Annotated in this window: 11 protein-coding genes; 9 read left to right on the top strand and 2 right to left on the bottom strand. The window is 69.8% G+C overall.

Annotated elements, in window-relative coordinates; translation table 11 throughout:
- The first annotated feature begins 120 nt into the window (after nucleotides 1-120).
- The 3 genes from ACFYRX_RS38305 (at nucleotide 121) to ACFYRX_RS38295 (ending at nucleotide 3,587) form a co-directional block, all read left to right on the top strand.
- Nucleotides 121-1,047 carry a proline dehydrogenase family protein gene (locus ACFYRX_RS38305; RefSeq protein ID WP_389110444.1) on the top strand — a complete coding sequence of 309 codons (927 nt, stop codon included), beginning with the start codon at nucleotides 121-123 and terminating at the stop codon, nucleotides 1,045-1,047.
- A 39-nt stretch (nucleotides 1,048-1,086) separates the two neighbouring features.
- Nucleotides 1,087-2,718: an L-glutamate gamma-semialdehyde dehydrogenase gene (gene pruA, locus ACFYRX_RS38300; RefSeq protein WP_389110441.1), complete on the top strand. Its 1,632-nt coding sequence runs from the start codon at nucleotides 1,087-1,089 to the stop codon at nucleotides 2,716-2,718.
- Nucleotides 2,719-2,786: 68 nt separating this feature from the next.
- Entirely contained in the window at nucleotides 2,787-3,587 is an 801-nt protein-coding gene (locus ACFYRX_RS38295) for an alpha/beta fold hydrolase (protein WP_389110438.1), read from the top strand.
- On the opposite strand, the gene ACFYRX_RS38290 is transcribed toward ACFYRX_RS38295, so the two are convergent.
- Complete coding sequence (locus ACFYRX_RS38290) at nucleotides 3,584-4,576, bottom strand: NADP-dependent oxidoreductase (RefSeq protein WP_389110846.1); 993 nt, start codon at nucleotides 4,574-4,576, stop codon at nucleotides 3,584-3,586. The genes ACFYRX_RS38295 and ACFYRX_RS38290 overlap by 4 nt on opposite strands.
- Nucleotides 4,577-4,668: 92 nt before the next feature.
- On the opposite strand from ACFYRX_RS38290, the gene ACFYRX_RS38285 reads away from it, so the two are divergent.
- Both ACFYRX_RS38285 and ACFYRX_RS38280 read left to right on the top strand, forming a co-directional pair.
- The gene (locus ACFYRX_RS38285; protein ID WP_389110435.1) at nucleotides 4,669-5,568 is read left to right on the top strand and encodes a LysR family transcriptional regulator; all 900 of its coding nucleotides are present in this window, start codon (nucleotides 4,669-4,671) and stop codon (nucleotides 5,566-5,568) included.
- A gap of 214 nt (nucleotides 5,569-5,782) precedes the next feature.
- Nucleotides 5,783-5,914, top strand: a complete 132-nt coding sequence (locus tag ACFYRX_RS38280) for a hypothetical protein (RefSeq protein ID WP_107056436.1) — start codon at nucleotides 5,783-5,785, stop codon at nucleotides 5,912-5,914.
- 20 nt (nucleotides 5,915-5,934) lie between these two features.
- Here the strand turns inward: ACFYRX_RS38280 and ACFYRX_RS38275 are convergent, their stop codons facing one another.
- Nucleotides 5,935-7,494 carry a purple acid phosphatase family protein gene (locus ACFYRX_RS38275; RefSeq protein WP_389110433.1) on the bottom strand — a complete coding sequence of 520 codons (1,560 nt, stop codon included), beginning with the start codon at nucleotides 7,492-7,494 and terminating at the stop codon, nucleotides 5,935-5,937.
- 155 nt (nucleotides 7,495-7,649) lie between these two features.
- On the opposite strand from ACFYRX_RS38275, the gene ACFYRX_RS38270 reads away from it, so the two are divergent.
- From ACFYRX_RS38270 to ACFYRX_RS38255, 4 genes are all read left to right on the top strand, one after another.
- Complete coding sequence (locus ACFYRX_RS38270; RefSeq protein ID WP_389110430.1) at nucleotides 7,650-8,693, top strand: 3-isopropylmalate dehydrogenase; 1,044 nt, start codon at nucleotides 7,650-7,652, stop codon at nucleotides 8,691-8,693.
- Nucleotides 8,694-8,948: 255 nt separating this feature from the next.
- Entirely contained in the window at nucleotides 8,949-10,037 is a 1,089-nt protein-coding gene (locus ACFYRX_RS38265) for a branched-chain amino acid aminotransferase (RefSeq protein ID WP_389110427.1), read from the top strand.
- Nucleotides 10,038-10,213: 176 nt separating this feature from the next.
- The gene (locus tag ACFYRX_RS38260; RefSeq protein WP_389110424.1) at nucleotides 10,214-11,284 is read left to right on the top strand and encodes a DUF5919 domain-containing protein; all 1,071 of its coding nucleotides are present in this window, start codon (nucleotides 10,214-10,216) and stop codon (nucleotides 11,282-11,284) included.
- Between the two features lie 14 nt (nucleotides 11,285-11,298).
- Nucleotides 11,299-12,621 (top strand): KamA family radical SAM protein, encoded by a 1,323-nt coding sequence (locus ACFYRX_RS38255; RefSeq protein WP_389110421.1) that lies wholly within the window; start codon nucleotides 11,299-11,301, stop codon nucleotides 12,619-12,621.
- The last annotated feature ends 119 nt before the right edge of the window (nucleotides 12,622-12,740 follow it).

Below are 12,740 nucleotides of genomic sequence, written 5' to 3'. Positions count from 1 at the left end.
CCCCTTCATACATCTGTCTGAGATCTGCGGCACGGATGCGTGACAGCTGTCGATGGCCGACGATCAGAGGGATCCCTAGGTTTCACGGTGGTTCTGTCTGCTGGTCTGTGGAGGTGCCCCGTGCTGGGTCCCGTGATTCTTGCCGCGTCGCGCAGCGACCGGATCCGACGCCTGATCTCGGCGGCCCCGGTGACCAAGCAGGTCGTGGACCGCTTCATCCCGGGCGAGACGGTCGACGACATCGTGCCGATCGTCCAGGAGCTCACCTCCAGGGGCCTGGAGCTGACCATGGACGTGGTCGGCGAGGACATCACCACGCCCCGGCAGGCGGAAGCCGCGCGGGACGCCTACCTCGCGCTCGTCGACCGGCTCGAAACCCTTGAGCTGGGTACCAGGGCCGAGATGTCGGTGAAGCTGTCGATGTTCGGCCAGGCACTTCCCGGTGGCCACGAGCTGGCCCTCGCCAATGTCCGGCCCGTCGTCGAGGCCGCCGCCGCCATCGGTACGACCGTCACGCTCGACGCCGAGGACCACACCACCCTCGACTCGATGTTCGCCGTCCACGAGGAGTTGCGGAAGGACTTCCCGGGGACCGGCTGCGTCATCCAGGCGTACCTCTTCCGGACGGAGGACGACGCGCGTCGGCTCGCCGCGGCGGGCAGCCGGGTGCGGCTCGTGAAGGGCGCCTACAACGAGCCCGCCGAGGTCGCCCACCAGCAGAAACACGAGATCGACAAGGCGTACGTCCGGATCCTGCGCATCCTCATGGAGGGCGCGGGGTACCCGATGGTCGGCTCCCACGACCCGCGCCTCGTCTCCATCGCCCAGGAACTCGCCCGCAAGGCCGGCCGCAAGCCCGACGAGTACGAGTTCCAGATGCTCTACGGCATCCGCGCCGACGAACACCTGCGCCTGGCCGCCGAGGGCCACCGCATGCGCGTCTACACGGCCTACGGCACCGACTGGTACGGCTACTTCATGCGCCGACTCGCGGAGAAGCCGGCAAACCTGCGCTTCTTCGCCCGCAGCTTGGTCAGCAAGGGCTGATCCCGAACACCCGCTCAAGTTCAAGGAGTTACGGAACTTATGGACGCTGTGACCCAGGTCCCCACCCCCGTCAACGAGCCGGTGCACGGCTACGCCCCGGGTTCGCCCGAGCGGGCCCGGCTGGAGGCGAAGCTGAAGGAGCTGGCCGAGAACCCGGTCGACCTGCCGATGACCATCGGCGGCGAGAAGCGGCTCGGCGGCGGCGAGGCCTTCCAGGTCGTGCAGCCGCACAACCACAAGGCTGTCCTCGGCACCTACCGCAACGCCACCCAGCAGGACGCCCAGGACGCCATCGACGCCGCCCTCGCCGCCGCCCCCGCCTGGCGCGCGATGGCCTTCGACGACCGTGCCGCGATCATCCTGCGCGCCGCCGAACTGCTCGCCGGCCCCTGGCGCGAGACCCTGGCCGCCTCCACCATGCTCGGCCAGTCCAAGACCGCCCAGCAGGCCGAGATCGACACGCCCTGCGAGCTGGTCGACTTCTGGCGCTTCAACGTCAAGTACGCCCGCGACCTGCTCGCCGAACAGCCCCCGGCCAACGCCCCCGGCGTCTGGAACCGTCTCGACCACCGCCCGCTCGAGGGTTTCGTCTACGCGATCACGCCGTTCAACTTCACGGCCATCGCGGGCAACCTGCCGACCGCACCCGCGCTCATGGGCAACGTGGTGGTCTGGAAGCCTTCCCCGACCCAGACCCACGCCGCGGTCCTCCTCATGCGGCTGCTGGAGGAGGCGGGCCTGCCCAAGGGCGTCATCAACCTCGTCACCGGCGACGGCATCGAGGTCTCCAAGGTCGCCCTGGAGCACCGGGACCTCGCGGGCATCCACTTCACCGGCTCGACGAAGACCTTCCAGCACCTGTGGAAGACGGTCGGCGCCAACATCGAGAAGTACCGCACCTACCCGCGCCTGGTCGGCGAGACCGGCGGCAAGGACTTCGTCGTCGCCCACCCGAGCGCGGACCGCGCGATCCTCAAGACGGCCCTCACCCGCGGCTCCTTCGAGTACCAGGGCCAGAAGTGCAGCGCCACCTCCCGGGCGTACGTCCCGGCGTCGATCTGGAACAGCGGTTTCCGCGAGGAGTTCGCGGCCGAGGTCGACGGCATCGCCATGGGTGACGTCACCGACTTCTCCCACTTCATCGGCGCGGTCATCGACGAGCGCGCCTTCGCCAAGAACAAGGCCGCCATCGACCGCGCCCAGGCGGACCCCACCTGCACGATCGTCGCGGGCGGCTCCTACGACGACTCGGTCGGCTGGTTCGTCCGCCCGACCGTCGTCGAGTGCACGGACCCGGAGAACGAGGTCTTCACCACGGAGTACTTCGGTCCCTTCCTGGCCGTGTACGTCTACGAGGACGAGCGGTACGACGAGATGCTGACCCAGATGGAGTCGGCGTCCGACTACGCGCTGACGGGCTCGGTGATCTCCGCCGACCGTGCGGCGGCGGCGTACACGATGGACAAGCTCCGCTACGCGGCCGGAAACTTCTACATCAACGACAAGTCCACCGGCGCCGTCGTCGGCCAGCAGCCCTTCGGCGGCGGCCGCGCCTCCGGCACCAACGACAAGGCCGGCGCCCCCCAGAACCTCCAGCGCTGGACCCTGACCCGCGCCATCAAGGAGACCCTGGTCCCGCCGACCGACTATCCGTACCCGCACATGGGCTGACGATTCGTCAGTCACCGCGAGGGGCCGGGCTGTTGTCCGGCCCCTCTCCGCGTGCGCACAATGCGGGCATGACGGTGATCACCGAGGACGGCGTACGGCTGTGGGCTTCGCGATCCGGAGAGGGCGAGCCGTTGGTCCTGTGCCACGGCGGTCCGGGGCTGTGGGACATGTTCCAGGACGTGGCCGCGATGCTGGAGGAACGGGCCACGGTGATCCGCTGGGACCAGCGTGGCGGCGGGCGTTCGCAGCGGTGCGCCGGACCGTGGACGACCGAGCGTTTCGTGGCCGATCTGGACGCCGTACGACGCCACTTCCGCCTCGACCGGATCGCCCTCCTCGGCCACTCCTGGGGCGCGCAACTGGCGTTGAGCTACACCCTCACCCACCCGGAGCGGGTGAGCACGCTGGTCTACGTCAGCGGCACGGGCATCGGGCCGGTGTCCGACTGGCACGCCTCGTACAAGGAGAACCTCGCCGTACGGCTCGGCGCGGAACGGGAGTTGCCGGACGGGGATCCGCAGCGGGCCGTTCACCAGTGGTCGGCCGAGTTCGTGGACCGCGAGGGCGCCCTGGAGCACGCCCGGCGGATGGCCGACCCCTGGTTCGACATCAACCGCGAGTGCAACAAGGCCCTGAACGCCGAGACCAGGAGCACCTGGGGTACTCCCGAACTGCATGCCGCCTGCCGGTCCCTGGACGTACCCGTCACGATCATCGACGGTGCCGAGGACATCCGCCCCCGTTCGGCGGTGGACTCGCTGGAGCAGGCACTGCCGCGGGTACGACGGACCGTGCTGCCGCGGGCCGGCCACCTGCCCTGGGTGGAGTCCCCGCAGGCCTTCAGGAACGCGGTCGTCGACGCCCTCTAGGCCGCCCGCACCAGGATCTTCCCCGTGTTCCCGCCTCGCAGCATCAGCAGGAACGCCTCCACGATCCGGTCGAACCCCTCCACCACCGTCTCGTCGAGGGCGAGCGCCCCGCTCTGCAGGTGCGGTACGGCGAAGTCGTACAACTCCTGCTGGACGTCCACGTAGTCGCGTACCAGGAAGCCCTCGATGCGCAGGCTCTTCTCCACCACGTCCGCGTGGTTGAAGACCACCGGTGGCGCGGCCGGGGTGTTGTACTGGCCGACCGTGCCGATACGGACCACCCGCCCGCGTTGCCGCAACGCCCCGATCGCCGCGCCCAGTTGCTCCCCGCCGACGTTGTCCACGAACACGTCGAAGCCGTCGGGGGCGGCCTTCGCGAGGAGGTCCGCGACGGGTCCCTCGTGGTAGTCGAAGGCCGTGTCGTAGCCGACCTTTGCGGTCAGATACCGCACCTTCTCCGGTGAGCCCGCGCTGCCGATCAGCCTTCCCGCGCCCAGCAGCCGTGCGAAACGGCCCGTCGCCGTGCCGACCCCGCCGGCCGCCGCGGACACGAACAGGTCCTCGCCCTCGCGGAGTCGGGCGATCCGGGTGAGACCGACGTACGCCGTCAGCCCGGTGCCGCCGAGCACGCTCAAGTACGCGGAGAGCGGTACGCCTTCGTATGACGGCAGGCGTCTCACCTCGGCCGGGGCCACCACCGAGTGCGTCCGCCAGCCCTTGCGGTGGAACACCAACTCGCCCTCAGGCAGGGTTGGTTCGCGGGAGGTGACGATCCTGCCGAGGGCGCGGCCCTCCAGCGGGGCGTTCAACTCGAAGTCGCCGTCCATCATTTCGCGGTGGTAGGGGTCGACCGACCAGTAGAGGTTCTCGACGAGTGCCGTCCCGGGGGCGGGGGACGGGACGGGGGACTCCACGAAGCGGAAGTGTCCCGGGGTCGGGAAGCCGGTCGGTCGGGCGGTCTGGTGCACGGTGAGCGCGGTCATGACCAGGACGGTAGGAGGAATGCGCAGGAGGGGGCAGAGGGTTCGGTTCATGGAACGGGCGGATCCATGAGCTGCCCTCATAGAAGCAGGTGGGGGACATGGTGAGCACGGTCGTCGATCTTGCGCCGCAGGAGCTGCGAATCCTGGTGGCGGTCGCCGAGCAGGGCGGTTTCTCGGCGGCGGCGCCCGGGCTCGGCATGACCCAGTCGGCCGTCTCGCACGCTGTGCGCGGCATCGAGGGCAAGCTGGGGGTCGTGCTGTTCGAGCGGGGACGGTACGGAGCCCGGCCCACCCCTGCCGGGGCACGCGCGGTGGCCCATGCCCGCCGGGTCCTGCGGATGCTGGAGGCGTTGGTGAGGGAGACCCGGGACACTCCCAGGGCCGAGATCACCGGTCCCCTCCGGGTCGCCGCCTTCCGCAGTGCCGCCCTGTACCTGCTGCCGCCGGTCCTGGCGCGGCTGTCCGCACGTCACCCCGGCATCGAGGCGACCGTCACCGTCGTACGGGAGATCGGTCCCGGAACGGCCGGAGAGGTGGCCGAGGGGCGGGCCGACCTCGGGATCGCCACGCTCGGCACCGGTGCGCCGGTCCCGCAGGAACTCGTCGGGGACGAGCTCCTGGAGGAGCCGTACTCCCTCGTGCACCCGGCCGGGCACCCCGATCCGCGGTCGCTGCCGCTGGTCGACTGGAGGGAGAACTGCTCCTCCCACACCCGGCGTTGGTGGGCCGCGCAGGACTGGATCCCCGCCGCGACCGTCCGCGCCGAGGACGACGGGGCCGTGCTGTCGATGGTGGGCAGCGGGCTCGGCATGGCGATCATGCCCGCGCTCTCGCTCACCGCGGTCCCGGTCGGTACGGAGATCACCGATCTCGGACCCGAGCGCCCCACCCGCCGGGTCGGGTACGTCACCACACCCGAGCTCGCCGCCACCGCGACCGTTCGCGCGCTGGTCCGGGAACTCAGAGCTTCGGTGAAACCGCAGGTCAGGGCGGTGTGATCCACTACGCCGTCTCAGATAGTAGGAAGTCCGAGTAATTGTGCAGACAGACCGACGGTCCTCCCTTAGCTTTGTAGAAGCCGAACGTCTCGCTCGATCAAGCGAATGGCGGTCGTGAGCCGGGCCCGTGCAGGCAACCCCTGCGGCCCATCGCTCCCCGCCCCTCCGGCGTCTCGTAATCACCTTCCCTGGTATTCGAAGGAGTCGATTTCTCATGGCCGAGACGACCGCCCGCCGTCGAGTCCGTCACATCTCCCGTACGAGCGAGTCCGACCGCAAGAACGCCGCCGCTGCCCTGCAGCGCGCCCTCGACCGCCGTGACAACGGCGGCTCGACCGGGCACTGACGCAGCCCCCGCACAGCCTGTCAGGCCCCGCGCCGCACCTCGAAACGGTCGACGCGCTTCCCGTCCTGCGCGAGCGCCGACACCGTCAGTCGCGGCCGGGGCCCGCTCTCCACCTCCACGGAGAGCAGTGAGAACCCGCGGTAGCGCACCCGCGACCACTCCACCGTCTCCTTCCGGGGCTGCTTCGACTTCGCCCACTGGAAGGTCTCGACCGACTCGTGGTCGTGCACACGCCCCTCGTAGCTCTCCTTCACCCCCGCGGGGAAGCCGTACAGATCACGGCCGCCCCCGCCGGCCGTGACGTACACGATCCCGTCCCGGGTGGGATCCGTCGCGCCGCCGACCGGCACCGCCCGGCCGACCTCGCCGCCGCGGATCGCGTCCGTCCGCTCATACACGTGGTTGTGCCCGTTGATCACCAGATCGACCTGGTGCTTCTCGAACAGCGGCAGCCACTCGGCGCGCACCCCGCCGTCGGAGGCGTGCGCGGACGTCGAGTACGCGCAGTGGTGGAAGTAGACGACGACGAAGTCGATCCCCTTGGCCGTCCGCAGCTCGCCCAGCTTCCGCTCCAGCCACTTCGTCTGCTTTCCGCCCGTGTAGCCGAAGTTGGCCTGGATCTCGTACGACACGTCGTTCGCGTCCAGTGCCACGACGCCGACGTTGCCGTACGTGAAGGAGTACACGCCCGGCGCCGAGCGCGGATCGAAGCCGCTCTCGGGGAGGGACCAGCGGGCGAGCTGGCCGCCGTAGCCGTCGGGGGAGTACCAGGCCTCCATGTCGTGGTTGCCGGTCGTCACCATCCACGGCACGCTTCGCGCGACCTCCTCGTTCTGCTTGAGGAACAGGTCCCAGAAGCCCGGGTCGTAGCCGTCGGACTTCAGCCCCTGGCCGTTGCCGTCGGCGTAGCAGATGTCGCCGGCGTGGAGGTGGAAGGCGGGCTTCTGGCGCAGCAGCAGGTTGTCGTTGGCCGCCGCGGCGGTGCCGACGCCCTGGTCGCCGAAGGCGGTGAACACGAACTTCTCCGGGCTCGCCGGGGCCGTACGGAAACTGGTGATGGTCGAGCGGTGGCTCGGGTCCGCCGGGTCGAAGCCGTCGTGGCCGACGCCGTAGTAGTACGTCGTGCCGGGGCGCAGTCCGTCCAGGGCCGCGTGCAGGTAGTACTGGTCGAGCGCGAGGCGCACCCCGGTCTGGCCGGGGGTGTGCAGGTCGCGGAGTTCGGCCTCGATCTTCCGGCTCAGGTCGTCGGGGGCCGGGCCGACGCGGACGTACGGCTTCCTCACCGCGAGCGGGACCTGCCAGGAGATCCGCATCTGCGTCTTCGGGTCGGCGCCGAAGGCGAGGTGGCGGCCGAAGGGGGAGACGGCGGAACCGTGCACCGTGGCCGTGGCCGTGCGGGAGGAGGCGGCCGGATTCGAAGGACGGTTGCCCGCGCAGCCGGTCAGCAGGCCGCCGGCCACCGCGCCCGCGGTCACCAGCGTGCGGCGCCGGGACAGCTTCGTCCGCAGGTACTCGTGCTGCTCGGCCATGCTCATCCGGCGCGCGAGCTGGGGCGGAATACCGAAGTCGGGGAGGTCCATGCTGGTGAACTTCCCAGCGGATCCCAACGTCCGCCACACCTACGGGTGAACGACAGGAGAAGGGCTGACGCCCGACCCCGCCCGGCCGTGCTCACCCCGTGTCCGTATCGCGGACAGGCTGTGTCATCCCATGGGACGAGGAGTAGGGTTCCCGCATGTCTCGCAGCATCAATCTCGCAGTGATTCCCGGTGACGGCATCGGCCAGGAGGTCGTGGCCGAAGGCCTGAAGGTGCTCTCCGCCGTCCTTCCGCAGGATGTGAAGCTGGAGACCAAGGACTACGACTTCGGGGCCCAGCGCTACCACGCCACCGGTGAGACCCTCACCGAAGCGGACCTCGACGCGCTGAAGCAGCACGACGCGATCCTGCTCGGCGCCATCGGCGACCCGTCGGTCCCGTCCGGTGTCCTGGAGCGCGGCTTCCTGCTCAAGCTCCGGTTCGCCTTCGACCACCACGTCAACCTGCGTCCGTCGAAGCTCCTCCCCGGTGTCGAGACGCCCCTCAAGGGCGAGCCGGCCATCGACTTCGTGGTCGTCCGCGAGGGCACCGAGGGCCCGTACACCGGCAACGGCGGCACCATCCGCAAGGGCACCGAGCACGAGGTCGCCACCGAGGTCTCCGTGAACACGGCCTTCGGTGTCGAGCGCGTGGTCCGCGACGCCTTCGCCCGTGCCCAGGCCCGTCCGCGCAAGAAGCTCACGCTGGTCCACAAGAACAACGTGCTGACCTTCGCCGGACACCTGTGGACGAACACCTTCAACAAGGTGGCCGCGGACTTCCCCGAGGTCACCACCGACTACATCCACGTGGACGCGGCGACCATCTACCTGGTCACCGACCCGGCCCGCTTCGACGTGATCGTCACCGACAACCTCTTCGGCGACATCATCACCGACCTCGCCGCGGCCGTCTCCGGCGGCATCGGTGTCGCCGCGAGCGGCAACATCAACCCCGCCGGCGAGTTCCCGTCCATGTTCGAGCCCGTCCACGGCTCGGCCCCGGACATCGCCGGCCAGGGCAAGGCCGACCCCACCGCCACGGTGCTGTCCGTCGCCCTGCTCCTGCGCCACCTCGGCTACGACGCCGAGGCCGCCCGCATCGACGAGGCGGTCTCCGTCGACCTCGCCGAGCGCACCGGCAAGCCCGCCCGCAGCACGTCGGAGATCGGCGACGCGCTGGCCGTACGAGTAGCCGGCTGACCGGGCAGGCCATTCGAAAAGCATTCGAAGCCGCCGGGTCACTCGCACCCGGCGGCTTTCGCATGTCCCCCGCCGGGTGTCACCATCATCCCCTGGGTCGCATTTCACGCCGTTTTCTTCCTCGGCCCCCGCTTGCGATAATCGAACGCGGAGCCGCGGAATGAGGGAATGCTCGGACGTCCTAACACTGGTCACTGACAGTAAAAGGGCGTGAGCGCGGCCCGTCACTACACAACCGGTGAAGGACAACCACTCATGACGACGCCCACGATCGAGCTCAAGCCCTCGGCCTCGCCACTTTCCGACGCGGAACGCGAGGCGATCCTGGCCAACCCCGGGTTCGGCCGCCACTTCACCGACCACATGGTGGTCATCAAGTGGACCGAGGGCCGCGGCTGGCACGACGGCCAGCTCGTCCCGTACGCGCCGATCTCCCTCGACCCCGCCACCATGGTCCTGCACTACGCGCAGGAGATCTTCGAGGGCCTCAAGGCGTACCGCCAGCCCGACGGCACCGTCGCCACCTTCCGGCCCGAGAAGAACGCCGAGCGCTTCCAGCGGTCCGCGCACCGGCTCGGCATGCCCGAGCTGCCCGTCGAGACGTTCATCGAGGCCTGCGACGTCCTGGTGCAGCAGGACCAGGACTGGGTCCCGGCGCACGGTGGCGAGGAGTCCCTGTACCTGCGCCCCTTCATGATCGCCACCGAGGTCGGCCTCGGCGTCAAGCCGGCCAACGAGTACCTCTTCATGGTCATCGCCTCCCCGGCCGGCGCCTACTTCCCCGGGGGCGTCAAGCCGGTCTCCATCTGGCTCTCCGAGGACCGCGTCCGCGCCGTCCCCGGCGGCATGGGCGACGCGAAGACCGGCGGCAACTACGCCGCGTCCCTCCTCGCCCAGGCCGAGGCCGCCGCCAAGGGCTGCGACCAGGTCTGCTACCTCGACGCGGTCGAGCACACCTGGGTCGAGGAACTCGGCGGCATGAACCTGTACTTCGTGTACGGCGACCGGATCGTCACGCCCACCCTCACCGGCTCGATCCTGGAGGGCGTCACCCGCGACTCCCTGCTCGCCGTCGCCCGCGACCTCGGTTACGGGTCCGAGGAGAGCCGTGTCTCCGTCGAGCAGTGGCAGCGCGACTCCGAGAACGGCACCCTCACCGAGGTCTTCGCCTGCGGTACGGCGGCCGTGATCACCCCGGTCGGCACGGTCAAGCGCGCGGGCGCCGAGTGGCGGCAGTCCGGGGGTGAGCCCGGCGAGGTCACGCTGAAGCTCCGTCAGGCCCTCCTGGACATCCAGCGCGGCACCGCCGAGGACAAGCACGGCTGGATGCACAAGCTGGGCTGAACCGGCTGCTGTCCGGCCGACGCTTTCCGGCCGCCGGCTGCCCCCTCGCCCGCACGTCGCACGTCGTACCTCGCACCGACCGTCCGTTCGACGCGTATCGCCTCCCCCGCGCGGGTATCCACTGATTCCGCGGGGGAGCGTGCGTTCCCCGCGCACACACATCAGGGGGAACAGGGGTGAACGGACGCTCGCCGATACCCCGGCTGCGCTGGCTGGCCCGCACGTTACGCACCCCGCGCCGACCGCAGAGCCTCACCGTCCTGGTGCTGCTGGCGGCCTGCGCGGGCCTGCTGCTGTGGTTCGCCTCGCGCATGGACAACTACGGCGAGAACCTCACCCTCAACCTGGGCACCGACATCGTCGGCGTCGTCATCACCGTGTTCGTGATCGGCCCGCTGATCTCGCGCGCCCAGGAGGGCCGGGTCCGCGAGCACACCCGGCTGGACTACGAGTGGTTCAGCGCCCAGGTCTACGGCGCCACCTCCAACGTCAAGGTCCTCGACACCTTCTCCAACCTCTTCGGCCCGCAGTTCTCCGAGCGCCTCTTCCGCGGGATCAAGGCGGCCACCGGTCACGGGGCCCGGGTGCAGATCCTGCTCCTCGACCCGGACTCCCTCGCCGTGATGCTGCGCGGCCGGGAGCTCGGCGAGCACAGTGCCGACATCCGCCGGGACATCCTGCGCAACCTGCGCACCCTCCACCGGTTCGCCCAGCGTCTCGACGACAGCTCCCGCCAGTTCCTCGAAGTACGGCTGTGCTCCACCACGCCCGGGGTGACGCTCTACCGCTGGGACGAGCGGTGCCTGGTCTCCTTCCTCACCGTGGGCCGGCTGTCCGGGGAGGGCGTCCAGCTGGAGGTCGCGGTGCGCTCGCCGCTCGGCACCTTCGTCGAGCAGCGGTTCGACGAACTGTGGCAGCAGAGCAGACCGATGGAACGGTTCACCCATCTGCCGGTCACCCTCGTCGACTCGGCCGCCGCGCGGCGGCAGTTCACCTGCCGGTTCGTCTCGCTCGACGACTGTCTGTACGTCTCCGCCCCCGACCTCGTCACCTACCTGGCCCGCCACCGCCTCGACGAACTCTCCGCGTACAGCGAGGCCCTGACGATCACCCAGGGGCACCAGGTGTTCGTCGTCGACGACGAGAGCGAGCTGCACACGCGGCTCATCCAGCACTTCGCGGAGAAGTACGATGCGTCGGCGACCGCCTTCGTCGAGTTGCGGCCGCCGGTCCTGATCACGGAATAGAGGGCCCTGGCTCCATGAGTTCAACGCACCATCTCGCTCCCTCTCCGGAGAGCCCCCGCTTCCGCGCCTTCACACCCCGTGACCTGGACGGACTGCTCCAGCGAGTCTCCCTGACAGCCGATCAACGGCTCGCCCTGCGTGCGGTGTCGGCGGTCCTGCCGTTCCGTACGAACACCTATGTGCTCGACGAGCTCATCGACTGGACGGCGGCACCCGACGACCCGATCTTCCGGCTGACCTTCCCCCAGAAGGGGATGCTGCCCGCCCCCGAACTGCGCCGCATGAAGGACCTGCTGGCCGGGGAGGCACCCAGGTCCGAGGTACTCCGCGCGGCCCACGAGATCCGGATGAAGCTCAACCCGCACCCCTCGGGCCAGCTCGACGCGAACGTCCCCGTGCACGAGGGGGAGCGGCTGACCGGGCTCCAGCACAAGTACCCCGAGACGGTGCTGGTCTTCCCGCGTCAGGGCCAGACCTGCCACGCCTACTGCACGTACTGCTTCCGCTGGCCCCAGTTCGTCGGTGAGGCCGAACTGCGCATCGCCACCGACGACATCGGGACCACGTCGTCGTATCTGCGCGCCCATCCCGAGGTCGCCAGCGCCCTCATCACCGGCGGCGACCCGCTGGTGATGAGCACCGAGGTGCTGCGCCGGTACGTCGAGCCGCTGCTGGAGATCGACACGGTCCGCTCGATCCGGATCGGCACCAAGTCCCTCGCGTTCTGGCCGTACCGCTTCACCCGCGACCGCGACGCCGACGACCTCCTGCGGCTCTTCGAGAAGGTCGTGGCGAGCGGCCGTCATCTCGCCCTGATGGCCCACTTCACGCATCCGCGGGAACTGCGCCCCGCCGTCGTACGGCAGGCCATGCGCCGGGTCCGCGACACCGGTGCCGTGATCCGCTGCCAGGGGCCGCTGGTGGCCGGTATCAACGACAGCGCCGAGGCCTGGGCCGAGCTGTGGGAGGAGACGACCACGCTGGGGGCGGTGCCGTACTACCAGTTCGTCGAGCGGGACACCGGCCCCCAGGGCTACTTCGGCGTCCCGCTGGCCCGCGGCCACGAGATCTTCCGCGACGCCTACTCCCGCGTCTCCGGCCTCGCCCGCACGGTCCGCGGTCCGGTCATGTCGGCGATGCCGGGCAAGGTGTGCGTGGACGGCGTCGCCGAGATCGCCGGCGAGAAGGTCTTCGTCCTGCACCTGATCCAGGCCCGCGACCCGTCCCTGGTCGACCGCCCGTTCTTCGCGGCCTACGACGAGGGCGCGACCTGGTTCACCGACCTGAAACCGGCGTTCGGCGCCAGCGAGTTCCTGCCGGGGCTGGAGCCGGGGTGACGTGTGCGCGGGGGGATGATTCTCGGCCACGTAAGGGAGTTGCCGACCGGGTGTCTCCTCGCGGACGCGTGATCTGTCGCCCGGGTTGTACGCAATAGGACCGATTGACCCTGTGGTCG

The organism is Streptomyces sp. NPDC005374 (assembly GCF_042872225.1).
GTDB lineage: Bacteria > Actinomycetota > Actinomycetes > Streptomycetales > Streptomycetaceae > Streptomyces.
The sequence above is the reverse complement of the archived record's forward strand: the minus strand, read 5'-3'. Positions and strand labels throughout refer to the sequence as shown.

Bases quoted from the DNA above. Each gene is read 5' to 3' on its own strand.
- pruA (WP_389110441.1), top strand. From the start codon at position 1,087: ATGGACGCTGTGACCCAGGTCCCCACCCCCGTCAACGAGCCGGTGCAC.
- ACFYRX_RS38295 (WP_389110438.1), top strand. From the start codon at position 2,787: ATGACGGTGATCACCGAGGACGGCGTACGGCTGTGGGCTTCGCGATCC.
- ACFYRX_RS38285 (WP_389110435.1), top strand. From the start codon at position 4,669: ATGGTGAGCACGGTCGTCGATCTTGCGCCGCAGGAGCTGCGAATCCTG.
- ACFYRX_RS38280 (WP_107056436.1), top strand. From the start codon at position 5,783: ATGGCCGAGACGACCGCCCGCCGTCGAGTCCGTCACATCTCCCGTACG.
- ACFYRX_RS38275 (WP_389110433.1), bottom strand. From the start codon at position 7,494: ATGGACCTCCCCGACTTCGGTATTCCGCCCCAGCTCGCGCGCCGGATG.
- ACFYRX_RS38270 (WP_389110430.1), top strand. From the start codon at position 7,650: ATGTCTCGCAGCATCAATCTCGCAGTGATTCCCGGTGACGGCATCGGC.
- ACFYRX_RS38265 (WP_389110427.1), top strand. From the start codon at position 8,949: ATGACGACGCCCACGATCGAGCTCAAGCCCTCGGCCTCGCCACTTTCC.
- ACFYRX_RS38255 (WP_389110421.1), top strand. From the start codon at position 11,299: ATGAGTTCAACGCACCATCTCGCTCCCTCTCCGGAGAGCCCCCGCTTC.